The sequence below is a fragment of the Mycobacterium sp. genome, from assembly GCF_046330795.1.
Classification (GTDB): Bacteria; Actinomycetota; Actinomycetes; order Mycobacteriales; family Mycobacteriaceae; genus Mycobacterium.
Genome location: NZ_JAXLSA010000003.1, coordinates 87,408 through 99,225 on the forward strand (window position 1 = coordinate 87,408; position 11,818 = coordinate 99,225).

Here is an 11,818-nt window from a genome sequence, read left to right on the forward strand (position 1 = left end):
CCACGGGCGCAATCACCCGCGGTTGAAGGCCGCTTCCTCCAGGTCCAACTCGTGGAGCAGGTCCCTGAGCACCTCGTCGTCGATCCGGCCGGCGTCGCGCTCGTCGATCATCGCCCTGCGTTCGGCCGACAACATCGCCAGCCGCAACTTGCGGAACGCGTCGCTGGGGCTGGCGCCCAGTTCGTCGGCCCCGCGGCCCAGTTCCTGCTCCCATGCGCTGTTGCGGCGGCGGTCGTTGGTGTGCCGCAGCACGGCGGCGGCGCGTTCGTAGACGGCGATCGGCAGTCCGGATTCCGTTTGCGCCGTGTGCTTCTTGGACATCACCTCGTCGAGCTTGGTCTCCGCCGCATCCGCCGCGCGGGTGCGGGCGCCCACGATGGCCAGCGCGTCGGCCTGGGTGTCGCTGCCGCCGACCCCGAGCCGGCGGATCAACCACGGCAGGGTCAGGCCGTGCAGCAGCAGCGTGCCCACCACCACGACGAAGGTCAGGAACACCACGTACGGCCGGCCTGGGAACGGCGCACCGGACATCGTGGTCAGGGGCACGCCGAATGCCGCGGCCAACGAGACCACCCCGCGCATGCCCGCCCACGAGACGACGAATGTCTGGGTGGCGGGCGGTCTTCGGGGCGGTGCGTCGCCACGGCCCGGGATACGCAGCAGTGCCGACGACGCGAACATCCAGACGACCCGCACCGCCAGCACCGTGACGAACACCGCGGCCGACGACAGCAGCACCACCCGCGGCGGTACCCCGCTGAGTTCGCGCAGGACCTGCGGCAGCTGCAGTCCGATGAGCAGGAAGGCGAACGACTCCAGCAACAGCTGGACGCTGCGCCACACCGCGTAGTCCTGCAGCCGGGTCGCGTAGCCCGCCTCGGTGGATCGCCGGCCCGAGATCAACGCCGCCACCACCACGGCCAGCACCCCCGACCCGTGCACCTCCTCGGCCAGCAGGTAGATGACGAACGGGGCCACCAGCCCGATGGCGCTCTCGGACAGGTCGTCGTCGAGCCAGGCACGGACGGCGACGATGGCCCACCCGATCGCCGCGCCCACCGCGACGCCGCCGACGACGGCCAGCGCGAACACGCCGGCCGCATGCCCCCAGCTCTGCGCCGCCCCGATCGCCGCGGCCAGCGCCACCTTGTAGGCGGTGAGCGCCGTCGCGTCGTTGAGCAGACTCTCGCCGCCGAGCAGCGTCATCATCCGCCGCGGCAGCCCGAGTCGGCGCCCGATGGCCGTCGCGGACACCGCATCGGGGGGAGCGACGATCGCACCGAGGACCAGTGCCGCGGGCAGGGTCAGGTCCGGCACCACGTGGTAGGCGACCAGGCCGACGGCCAACGTGGTCGCCAGCGGTAACCCGACGGCGAGCAGCCCGATCGGCTTGATGTTCTGGCGCAGTGCGACATAGGAACTCTCCAGACCCGCCGACCACAGCAGGGGCGGCAGGATGACGAACAGCACCAGGTCGGGGTCGAGCGTGAAATGCGGCAGGCCGGGGATGAGCCCGAACGCCAGTCCGGTGAGCACCAGCACCAGCGGCGACGACAGGTTGTAGTGCCGGGCGACGGCGGACACCAGCACCGCGACCACCAGCACCGCCAGCAATTCGGCAGACACGTCGACGTACCTCCTATCCTTGGACACCATGCTGCATCACGGGTCCGCACGGTGAGACGCTCGAGCCGCCGGCGTCGGGACGATCCGATCACGCCCGCCGCGTCCGTGGGTTGTGAACATTTGTCCGCGGCGGCCGATGCTCCCGAGCCGTCGCCGCAGAGCGCCGAGTGTCAGGACTGCGCCGAACAGGGTGAGAACAACTGGGCGCACCTGCGAATGTGCCTGAGCTGCGGCCGCGTCGGCTGCTGTGACTCGAGTCCGCGCCGGCACGCCACCGGGCACTTCGAGGCCACCGGGCATCCGGTGATGCGGTCGGTCGAGCCGGGTGAGCGGTGGCGCTGGTGCTACGTCGACACCGAACTGCAGCCGTGACCGCTGACGACGACGGCGCCACCCCGTGGCCGTTCATCGGCGCGCTGGCGCTGGTCCTCGTGGCGTTGCTGGGCGTGGGTGCGTTGACGCTGGCGCACCGCGACCGGGACACCGAGACCGACCGGGTGGTGCGCGCCGTGCTGGGCCAGAACGACGCCCTGCAACGCCTCGACTATGCCGACTTCCGCGCCAACACCTGCGCGCGGGACGCGGGCAGGGAAGCCGATGTGCTCGACCGGCAACGCAATTCGGTGGCGGCCAAGGGCGCGCGCTACGTCGGCAACGTGACCGACGTGTCGATCAGTGGCGAGACGGCCAGCGCCGTCGTCACGTACTACTTCGAACACAACCGGGATGACAAGACCGACGTTCGGACCGCCATCGTCCGGGAGGACGGCGCATGGCGGGTCTGCACGGCCGGACCCGGCTGATCCCGGCTGGTCCCGGCCGGTGTGGAAAACTCGAAGCCGTGAGCTATGCCGGTGACATCACGCCCGAGCAGGCGTGGACGATGCTCGAGGAGCACTCCGACGCGGTCCTCGTCGACTGCCGCACCGACGCCGAATGGCGTTTTGTCGGCACCGCGGACATCTCCGCACTCGGGCGCGACGTCGTGTACGTCGAATGGAACCGCGGCGACGGTACCCACAACGACGGTTTCGTCGACGATCTCATTGCCGGCGGCGTGACCCCCGGGGATCGCCCGGTCATCTTCCTGTGCCGGTCCGGCAATCGCTCCATCGGGGCCGCCGAGGCGGCGACGGCCGCCGGCATCGCACCGTCCTACAACGTGCTGGACGGGTTCGAGGGCAACCTCGACGACCGCAGGCACCGCGGCGGCACCGGCTGGAAGGCCGTCGGACTCCCGTGGGTGCAGTCATGAGCGAGCCGTCCTCGTCGGTACCGTCCGTTCGTATTCCGGCGCCGCTGCCCGACGGCGTGAGCCCGGCCACCATCGGTGTTCGCGGCGGCCTGCTGCGCTCGGGTTTCGAGGAGACCGCCGAGGCGATGTACCTGACGTCCGGCTACGTCTACGAGTCGGCGGCAGCGGCCGAACAGGCGTTCACCGGCGAGATCGACCGCTACGTCTACTCCCGCTACGGCAATCCGACCATCTCGATGTTCGAGGAACGGTTGCGGCTGATCGAGGGCGCGCCGGCGTGCTTCGCCACCGCCACCGGGATGGCCGCGGTGTTCACCTCACTGGGCGCGCTGCTCGGGGCCGGCGACCGGTTGGTCGCCGCGCGCAGCCTGTTCGGGTCGTGCTTCGTGGTGTGCAACGAGATCCTGCCCCGCTGGGGCGTCGAGACCGTGTTCGTCGACGGCGACGACCTGCAGCAGTGGGAGGAGGCACTGTCGGTCCCGACCCAGGCGGTGTTCTTCGAGACGCCGTCCAACCCGATGCAGACGCTCGTGGACGTCGCGGCGGTCAGCGGACTCGCGCACGCCGCCGGGGCAAAGGTCGTCCTGGACAACGTGTTTGCCACACCGCTGATGCAGCGGGGCATGGAGCTGGGCGCCGACGTCGTGGTGTACTCCGGCACCAAGCACATCGACGGCCAGGGCCGGGTGCTCGGCGGCGCCATCCTGGGAGACCGGGAGTACATCGACGGCCCGGTGCAGACGCTGATGCGACACACCGGTCCGGCCATCAGCGCGTTCAATGCCTGGGTGATGCTCAAAGGCCTAGAGACACTTGCGATTCGGGTTGACTACAGCTCTCGGTCGGCCCTGCGGGTCGCGGAGTTCCTGGAGGCCCATCCGGCGGTGCGGTGGGTGCGTTACCCGTACCTGCCCTCCCATCCGCAGTACGAGCTGGCCCGTCGCCAGATGTCCGGCGGTGGCACCGTCGTCACACTGGAACTGGACGCGCCGGAGGGGCAGGGCAAGCAGCGGGCGTTCGAGTTGCTGGACAAGCTGCGGATCATCGACATCTCCAACAACCTCGGCGACGCCAAGAGCCTGATCACCCACCCGGCGACCACGACGCACCGCGCGATGGGCCCCGAGGGCCGGGCCGCGATCGGTCTGGGCGACGGCGTCGTCCGCATCTCGGTCGGGCTCGAGGGCACCGACGACCTGATCGCCGATCTGGACCAGGCCCTGGTGAATTAACCGCCGGGTTCGGCGAGCGGTGTAGTACCGCGAGCAAGAGACCCGGCGACGGATTAACCGTTGGATCGACGGGTCTTCGCGTTATAGTCGCGGCGTGACCAGCGGTGACGCGCTGAGGGGGCGGGACGACGAACTGGCTGCGCTGCGGCGTGCGCTGGGTGGTGCGGGCAACTATGCCGGGGTGGTGATCGCGGGCCCGGCGGGCGTGGGCAAGACGCGCCTCGCGCGGGAGCTGGTGGGCACGGCCGCGGGCAACGGTACGCGTACCAACTGGATCAGTGGGACCGCATCGGCGCGGCCAATTCCGTTGGGCGCGTTCTCGATAACCCTCGGCGATGCCGCCGCCGAGCCAGCCCCCAGTGTCCGGCGCGTCATCAATGTGCTTGTGGCGCAACAACGTCAGGGCCGGATCGTGATCGGCGTGGACGACGCGCATCTGCTCGACGGCTTCTCGGCGCACGTCGTGCACCAACTGGCCCAGACCCGGGAGGCCCGACTGGTGGTGACGGTTCGCACCGGAGCCGGCGAACCCGACGCCGTCACCGCGTTGTGGAAGGACAAGCTGCTCTATCGGCTGGACCTCGAGCCGTTGTCGGCGGCGGCCACCCGCGAGGTTGTCGAGCAGATCCTGGAGGGCCCGGTCGATGCCCAGAGCGCCCAGCGGTTCTGGCGGTTGACCCGCGGCAACGCTCTGTTCATCCAGCAGCTCGTCAAGGATCAGGTGGCCGCCGGCCGGATCCGCCGCGTCGCCGGGGTGTGGCTGTGGGACGGTGACGTCGCGGTGTCGCAGAGCATGAGCGACCTGGTGGGCAACCGGCTCGACCAGCTGCCGCCCGAACAGGCGTTGATGCTGGACGCCCTGACCCTGTGCGAGCCGCTGGACCTCGACGTGCTGCTCGAACTCGTGTCGCGCGAGGACCTCGAGGCCGCCGAGCGGTTGAACCTGGTGCGCGTCGAGCGCACCGGGCGCCGGCTGCTGGCGCGGTTCGCCCACCCGCTCTTCGGTGAACTGCGCCGCTCGGCGGCCGGGGAGATGTACCGCTCGAAGCTGCGCGGGCAGTTGTCCGGGCTGCTGGCCAAGCACGCCCCGCCCGGTGACGCCGACCCCCAGCGGACCGTGGTGCGGGCGCAGTTGGCGCTCGATTCGGACCTGCCGCCGGACCCCCAGCTGTTCCTCGACGCCGGTGAGCACGCGATGCGGATGCTCGACGTGGATCTGGCCGAACGCTTCGCCGAGGCCGCCGCCTCTGCCGACCCGGCCGCGGCCGCCCAGCTGCAGGCGCACTGCATCCTGGCCACGCGCGGTGGCGAGGAGGCCGACCAGTTCCTGGCCAACCTGCGGCCCGCCGACGACGCCGAGCGCCGGGTCTGGGCGCTGATGCGGGCGGTCAACATGATCTGGGTGCTCGCCCGCCCGGCCGAGGCGGCGGCGATCCTCGCGCAGCTGGCCGATCAGGGCGGGGCGGACGACGAGACCGACGCCGAGCGCGCGGCTCGGCTGGCCGTCGAGGCATGTGTGGACGCCGTCAACGCGCGCTGCGCCATTGCGGAGGAAAAGTCAAGGGCGGCAATAGATTCCGGTGAACTCTCGGATCTCAACGCGTTCATGGCGGCGTTGGCGCTGGTGATGTCCGCGGGCGCGCTCGGGCATGCCGCCGACGTGGTTCCGGTGGCCTACGAGGCGATCGAGCGGGCCGCCGGGTCCTATGAGACCGCCCCGATGCGGTTCTGGTTCGGCGGGGTCTATCTGCGGGCGTGCCGGCTCAACGGCCTGCTCGACGAGTGTCAGCGGGCCACCGAGGTGCTCTCGGAGTTGGCCCGGGACGCGCCCGGCCGTCCGTACGCGAACCTGATCTTCCTGCGGGGGCATGCCGCGCTGCTGCGCGGTGAGCTGCGGCAGGCCGCGCGACTGCTGCGCGAGGCACTGGCCGCGGCCGAACGGCACGGCGCCGCGACCCTGCGACCGGCCTGTTACTTCGCCCTGACGGAGGTGCACGCCAAACTCGGCGAGGCCGATGCCGCGGCCGAGATGCTGGCGAACGCGCGCGCCGTGGTGCCGGCCGAGTACCTGTTCATGCAGACGGCCTTCGCGCTGGCCACCGGTTGGGCGCAGGCCGCCGCGGGACAGCTGACCGATGCCGTGGACACGGTGCTGGCCGAAGCGGCGGTGGCCCGTGAGCGCGGCCAGCCCACCCATGAGCTGGCGTGCCTGCAGGCCGCCACGCAGTGGGACTGCGGTGAACGGATCGCCGAGGTGGCCACGCGGGCCCGCGAGCTCGCCGGGGAGGTCGACATCCCGCTGGCCGCAACGGTTGCCGCGTATGCGGATGCGCTGAGTCGCGGCGACGGCGAAGCGCTCCTCGAGGTCGTCGAGGCCTATCGACACAGTGGTGACCGCTGCACGGCGGCCGACGCCGCGGCGCAGGCGGCGGTGGCGCTGACCGCCGCGCAGTCGCGCAGCCGCGGTCTGTACGCCGCGTCGATCGCGGCGCAGTTGGCCGCCGAGTGCGGTGGGCTGTGCACACCGGCCACCCGCAGTCCGGTGTCGCCGACGCCGCTGACCGGGCGGCAGCGGGAGGTGGCCGAGCTGGTGGCCGCCGGGCTGTCCAACAAGCAGATCGCGGACCGGCTGGTCACCTCGGTGCGCACCGTCGAGGGCCACCTGTACCGGGCCTGTCAGCGGGTGGGCGCGTCGTCGCGGGAGGACCTGGCGGCGATCATGCGGGCCGGCGCCGCCGGGGCCGGCTGACCGGGCAGGATCCGGAGCCAACCCTCGTTCTGCTCAGCGGCGGCTGCGAGTTTCACTCGCACTTTCTCGCAGGGTTTGCCAAACAGATCCAGAGGGGGTGCCGGACACAGCGGGCTAATCGTCCTGGACGCCGGTGGAGGACTGGGCGCGCTTCTCGTAGGCCGCCCGCGCCGAGGTGTCGACGCTGAGGAACACGGTGTCGTTGCCCAGTTTGTGCGAGAGCCAGCGGCGGCCGCGCGGGGGTAGCAACTGCGAGAGGATGCTGATGGGGCGCAGCGGGCCCGGCACCGACACCGCAGTGGTTGGCTTGTCCAGCATCTTGACGACGGCCGCGGCGATCTCGTTGGGCTGCAGAGGCTTTCGCGCTCCGGTGGCGTCGGTTCCGGAGATCAGCTCGGTGTTGGTGAACGTCGGCATCACCACGCTGACGTCGACGCCGTGTGGTGCGAATTCGTCCGACAGTGCGGTGGAGAGGCCGACGACGGCGAATTTCGTTCCCGCATAGAGGGCTTGGCCCGGGACCGCCAGCACCCCGGCCACCGATGCGATGTTCACGATGTGGCCCGAGCGTCGTTTCGTCATCTCCGGCAGTATCAGTCGACAGCCGTTGAGCACACCGTAGAAGTTGACCTCGATCGCGGAGCGGATGGCCTGCTCGGAGTGGTCCAGGAACGGCCCGACCGGCATCACCCCGGCGTTGTTGATCAGGACGTCGATGCGGCCACCCCCGTCGCCGCGGGCATTGTCGAGGAACACCGCGAACGATTCGGCATCGGTCACGTCCAGCGGGTAGCCGCTGATCTGGCCGGCCCGGTTCAGTTCGGTGACGCAGGCGTCGAGTGCATGGACGTCACGGTCGCCGATGACCACCCGCGCGCCGCGGGCCAGCAGTGCTTCGGCGGTGGCCCGGCCGATTCCGCGGGCCGCCCCGGTGATGACGACGACCTTGCCCGTGATCCTGTCCATGCCGGCGGACTTTACACCTGTCAAATCAGCGTGCGTGCGCGGCGATCGCCTGATCGGTCAGCTCGCGGATCGGACCTCGCCACACGTCGCCGTGACCGGGCACCAGGACCGTCGTCTCGAGCATCGCCAGCGCGCCCAGGCTGCGCACGCAACGCTCCTCGTCGTGGTTGAACACCCGGTGCAACAGCTGCGGTCCGCGCCGCGGCGACGTGGGATGGCCGGTGACCAGGGCGTCGCCGCTGATCAGCACGCCGTCCACGAGATATGAGCAGTGCCCGCCGGTGTGCCCGGGAGTGGGGATGGCGATCGGGTTGCCCGGCAGCGTCGCGGCGACGTCGGCGGTCAGCGGCTGCGCGGTGGGAATGCCGGCCTTCACGAAGGCACCCTTGCGCGCTATCTCGGCCGACCACCGCACCCAGCGTGGCTGCCAGGCGTGTGCGGCCACGGCCAGTGGGGAGGCCTGTTCGAGATAGGTGCGTTGGGCATGTCCGACCTCATCGGCGTGGCAGTACACCGGCGTGTGGTGTTCGGCGGCGAACCAGATGGCGGCGCCGAAATGGTCGATGTGGGCGTGCGTCAACAGAATTGAGTGCACGTCGCCGGCCCCGACACCGAGTTGCGCGAGCGTGGCCAGCACCTCGGCGCGCTGGCCGGGAAAGCCGGCGTCGATCAACAGGACCCCGTCCCCGTCGATCACCACGGTCCAGTTCACCAGGTCGGTCCTGGCGATGTGCACCACGTCGGTGACCTGGACCAGCTCACCCCCGGCAGCCGCCATCCCGTGAGTCTAGGTCGGGAGAGTACAAAAGGAAGCGTGGCTGAACTCAAACCTGGACTGAAACTGGGATACAAGGCGTCGGCGGAGCAGTTCGCCCCGCGGGAACTGGTCGAACTGGCTGTCGCGGCCGAGGCGCACGGCATGGACAGTGCGACCGTCAGCGACCACTTCCAGCCGTGGCGGCACGAGGGCGGGCATGCGCCGTTCTCGCTGGCGTGGATGACCGCGGTCGGCGAACGCACCGAGCGCCTGATCCTGGGCACCTCGGTGCTGACCCCGACCTTCCGGTACAACCCCGCGGTGGTGGCGCAGGCGTTCGCGACCATGGCCTGCCTGTATCCCGACCGGGTGTTCCTCGGTGTGGGCACCGGCGAGGCCCTCAACGAGATCGCCACGGGCTACACCGGCGAATGGCCGGAGTTCAAGGAGCGCTTCGCGCGACTGCGGGAGTCGGTGCGGCTGATGCGGGAACTGTGGCGCGGCGATCGGGTCGACTTCGACGGCGACTACTACCGGCTGAAGGGTGCCTCGATCTACGACGTCCCCGAGGGCGGGGTGCCGATCTACATCGCCGCCGGCGGTCCGGCGGTGGCCAAGTACGCCGGCCGGGCCGGCGACGGGTTCATCTGCACCTCGGGCAAGGGTGAGGAGCTGTACAAGGACAAGCTCATGCCGGCCGTTCGCGAGGGCGCCGCGGCCGCCGAGCGCAGTGTCGACGACATCGACAAGATGATCGAGATCAAGATCTCCTATGACACCGATCCCGAACGGGCACTGGAGAATACGCGGTTCTGGGCGCCGCTGTCGCTGACCGCCGAGCAGAAGCATTCCATCGACGACCCGATCGAGATGGAGAAGGCCGCCGACGCGCTGCCCATCGAGCAGGTGGCCAAACGCTGGATCGTGGCCTCGGACCCCGACGAGGCCGTCGAGAAGGTCGGCGAATACGTCGGATATGGCTTGAACCACTTGGTGTTCCACGCTCCCGGCCACGACCAGCGCCGGTTCCTGGAGCTCTTCCAGCGGGATCTGGAGCCGCGGTTGCGGAAGTTGGGCTGAGCCCGACTCAGAGGTCCAGCACCAGCCTGCCGCCCACGGATCTGGCCCGGGAGACGCACACCAGCATCTGGCCGAGCGCGCGTTGGTCCTCGGTCAGGGTGTGGTCGCGGTGCTCCACGTCGCCGTCGATCACCTGCTGCACGCACGTGCCGCAGAAGCCCTGCTGGCAGGAATAGCCCACGTCGGGCCGGACGGCGCGCAGGGCGGCGAGCGCACTCTGATCGGCGGCGACGGGCACGACCGTTGCGGTGCTGGCCAGTTCCAGCTCGAACGGCAGTCCGCCTGCGACCGGGGGCGGCGAGAACCGTTCGGCATGGAACTCGGTTGCTGGGCCGACATGCCGGCGGATGGTCTCGATCATGGGTGGTGGGCCGCACACGTATACCGCGGTGTGCTCGTCGACGCCGCGCAGCAGGTCGGGTCCCGACGGTAGGCCGTGCTCGTCGTCGGTGCGTACGGTCACCCGGTCGCCGAGTTCGAGCAACTCGTCCACGAACGGCAGGCTCTGCCGGTGCCGGCCGGTGTAGCACAGCGACCACGGGACACCCAGCCGGTCGGCGAGGTGAACCATCGGCAGGATCGCGGTGATACCGATGCCGCCCGCGACGAAGTGCACTGCCCGTGCCCTCGACCCGGATCCGGGCACCGGCATCATGAAGCCGTTACGCGGGGCGCTGATCAGGATCTGGTCGCCCGCGGCCAGCTCATGTACCTCGGCCGACGCCCCGTCGCCCGGGATCAACCGGACCGCGATCCGGTACTCCCGGTCGCCTCGCGGGTCCCCGCACAGCGAGTACTGCCGGGTTCGTCCGGATCGGAGCTCGACGTCGATGTGCGCGCCCGGATGCCACCGGGGCAGCGGCGCACCGTCGGCCGCGGCGAGCGTGAGCGCAACGACGTCGTTGTCGACCGCCACCAACCGTCGCTGCGTGACGGTCACCGCCGTGCGGTTGGCGATGTGCGGGCGGGCGGGCGGCTCGGCGTCGCCGCCCAGCCGGGTCACCACCGAGACGAAGTGCGACACCGCCGTTCCGGCGAGCCGGATCAACAGGTCGGGCCGGCCGGACCGGTACAGCCCGGGGGGCGGTTCACCGGTGTAGGGCCTGAGTAACTCCCGTGCGCGGCGTCGCGGGTCAGGCATGGGCCGCGCGCGCCGCGGGCGAGGTGGCCAGGTATGCCACCGCCTGCGCGGTGTCTCCCTCGGTGGCCGGGTTGTAATCGCGCCGGAACATGCGCGCCGCGGCGCGCAGGATCATGCCGCCGGTCGGGATGGACCCGCGCTCGCCCGAGGTGTGCAGCTTCCACAGCAGCCGGAGGTACCCCGTCTTCGGCAGCGTCGGGTCCGCGTTGACCAGGAACTTCGTCCCGCGCAGCACGATGCCCACCAGCGCGACGCTCACCGCGACGGTCGCGAAGACCTGCGCCAGGTAGTCCATGTCGAAGTACTTGGCGACGTTGTACGAGACGTGGCGGTGCTCCACCTCCTCGGCCCCGTGCCAGCGGTAGAGATCGGCCAGCGTGGGATCCACGGACATCTCGTCCCAGGAATTGTTGAGCACCCAGTTTCCGAGCACACCCGTGAAATGCTCCGCGGCGCACAGCGCATGGGTGCCCGAGGCCAGCGCCTTGCGCCGGTTGCGCGGCTCGACCTTCGCGATCCGCTGGTCGTACTGACCGGCGACCCAGTCGAGCTGCCGCTGGAACGGCTCCGAGTCGATCCCGTGCTGGCGCAGGTAATCCACCAGGACCCGGTCGTGGGTCCGGGCGTGCACGGATTCCTGGCCGATGAATCCGATCATCTCCTCGCGGAGGTGGTCGTCGCGCACGTATTCCAGCGCGTCGGACAGCAGCTTGCTGAACCACCGCTCGGCGGCCGGCAGGAACAGGTTCAACGCGGTCACCGCATGCGATCCGTACGGGTCGCCGGGGATCCAGTGCAGGGGCGCACCGTCCAGATCGAACTGCACATTGCGCGGATGCAATGCCAGTTCGTCGGGGGCGAACCAGTTGTCTTTGCCGATGTCGGCCGGAGTTTGTTCCATCACCACGCTCGATCTCGTTCCTGGAGTGTCGCATACCTGTACCCGTTCTGGGCGGCGTGCAACGCCTCTTGTCGGTACGAGTTGGCGGTGCCACCGGTTCGGTCGCTCAGC

General features: G+C 70.1%; 11 protein-coding genes. 6 read left to right on the forward strand and 5 right to left on the reverse strand.

Going from position 1 to position 11,818, the window contains the following annotated elements; translation table 11 throughout:
• Positions 1-12: 12 nt before the first annotated feature.
• Positions 13-1,626 carry a Na+/H+ antiporter gene (locus tag U0R18_RS11770; protein WP_526368465.1) on the reverse strand — a complete coding sequence of 538 codons (1,614 nt, stop codon included), beginning with the start codon at positions 1,624-1,626 and terminating at the stop codon, positions 13-15.
• 51 nt (positions 1,627-1,677) lie between these two features.
• Between U0R18_RS11770 and U0R18_RS11775 the strand changes: the two genes are divergently transcribed.
• The 5 genes from U0R18_RS11775 (at position 1,678) to U0R18_RS11795 (ending at position 6,862) form a co-directional block, all read left to right on the forward strand.
• Entirely contained in the window at positions 1,678-1,998 is a 321-nt protein-coding gene (locus tag U0R18_RS11775) for a UBP-type zinc finger domain-containing protein (protein ID WP_526368467.1), read from the forward strand.
• Positions 1,995-2,429, forward strand: coding sequence for an Rv0361 family membrane protein (locus tag U0R18_RS11780; protein WP_526368469.1), 435 nt, complete (start codon positions 1,995-1,997; stop codon positions 2,427-2,429). Before U0R18_RS11775 ends, U0R18_RS11780 begins: the two co-directional genes overlap by 4 nt.
• A 38-nt stretch (positions 2,430-2,467) precedes the next feature.
• Complete coding sequence (locus U0R18_RS11785; protein ID WP_526369479.1) at positions 2,468-2,881, forward strand: rhodanese-like domain-containing protein; 414 nt, start codon at positions 2,468-2,470, stop codon at positions 2,879-2,881.
• Positions 2,878-4,113, forward strand: coding sequence for an O-succinylhomoserine sulfhydrylase (locus U0R18_RS11790; protein WP_526368471.1), 1,236 nt, complete (start codon positions 2,878-2,880; stop codon positions 4,111-4,113). Before U0R18_RS11785 ends, U0R18_RS11790 begins: the two co-directional genes overlap by 4 nt.
• 94 nt (positions 4,114-4,207) lie before the next feature.
• Positions 4,208-6,862, forward strand: coding sequence for a LuxR C-terminal-related transcriptional regulator (locus tag U0R18_RS11795; RefSeq protein WP_526368473.1), 2,655 nt, complete (start codon positions 4,208-4,210; stop codon positions 6,860-6,862).
• Between the two features lie 114 nt (positions 6,863-6,976).
• On the opposite strand, the gene U0R18_RS11800 is transcribed toward U0R18_RS11795, so the two are convergent.
• Together U0R18_RS11800 and U0R18_RS11805 are read right to left on the reverse strand one after the other, a co-directional pair.
• The gene (locus tag U0R18_RS11800; protein WP_526368475.1) at positions 6,977-7,828 is read right to left on the reverse strand and encodes an SDR family NAD(P)-dependent oxidoreductase; all 852 of its coding nucleotides are present in this window, start codon (positions 7,826-7,828) and stop codon (positions 6,977-6,979) included.
• A gap of 25 nt (positions 7,829-7,853) precedes the next feature.
• Positions 7,854-8,606, reverse strand: coding sequence for an MBL fold metallo-hydrolase (locus U0R18_RS11805; RefSeq protein ID WP_526368477.1), 753 nt, complete (start codon positions 8,604-8,606; stop codon positions 7,854-7,856).
• A 57-nt stretch (positions 8,607-8,663) separates the two neighbouring features.
• Between U0R18_RS11805 and fgd the strand changes: the two genes are divergently transcribed.
• Positions 8,664-9,665 (forward strand): glucose-6-phosphate dehydrogenase (coenzyme-F420), encoded by a 1,002-nt coding sequence (gene fgd, locus U0R18_RS11810; protein WP_526369481.1) that lies wholly within the window; start codon positions 8,664-8,666, stop codon positions 9,663-9,665.
• Between the two features lie 7 nt (positions 9,666-9,672).
• Here the strand turns inward: fgd and U0R18_RS11815 are convergent, their stop codons facing one another.
• Together U0R18_RS11815 and U0R18_RS11820 are read right to left on the reverse strand one after the other, a co-directional pair.
• On the reverse strand, positions 9,673-10,806 hold the full coding sequence (locus U0R18_RS11815; protein ID WP_526368479.1) for a PDR/VanB family oxidoreductase: 1,134 nt from the start codon (positions 10,804-10,806) through the stop codon (positions 9,673-9,675).
• Positions 10,799-11,707, reverse strand: coding sequence for a metal-dependent hydrolase (locus tag U0R18_RS11820; RefSeq protein ID WP_526368481.1), 909 nt, complete (start codon positions 11,705-11,707; stop codon positions 10,799-10,801). Before U0R18_RS11820 ends, U0R18_RS11815 begins: the two co-directional genes overlap by 8 nt.
• Positions 11,708-11,818 lie beyond the last annotated feature (111 nt).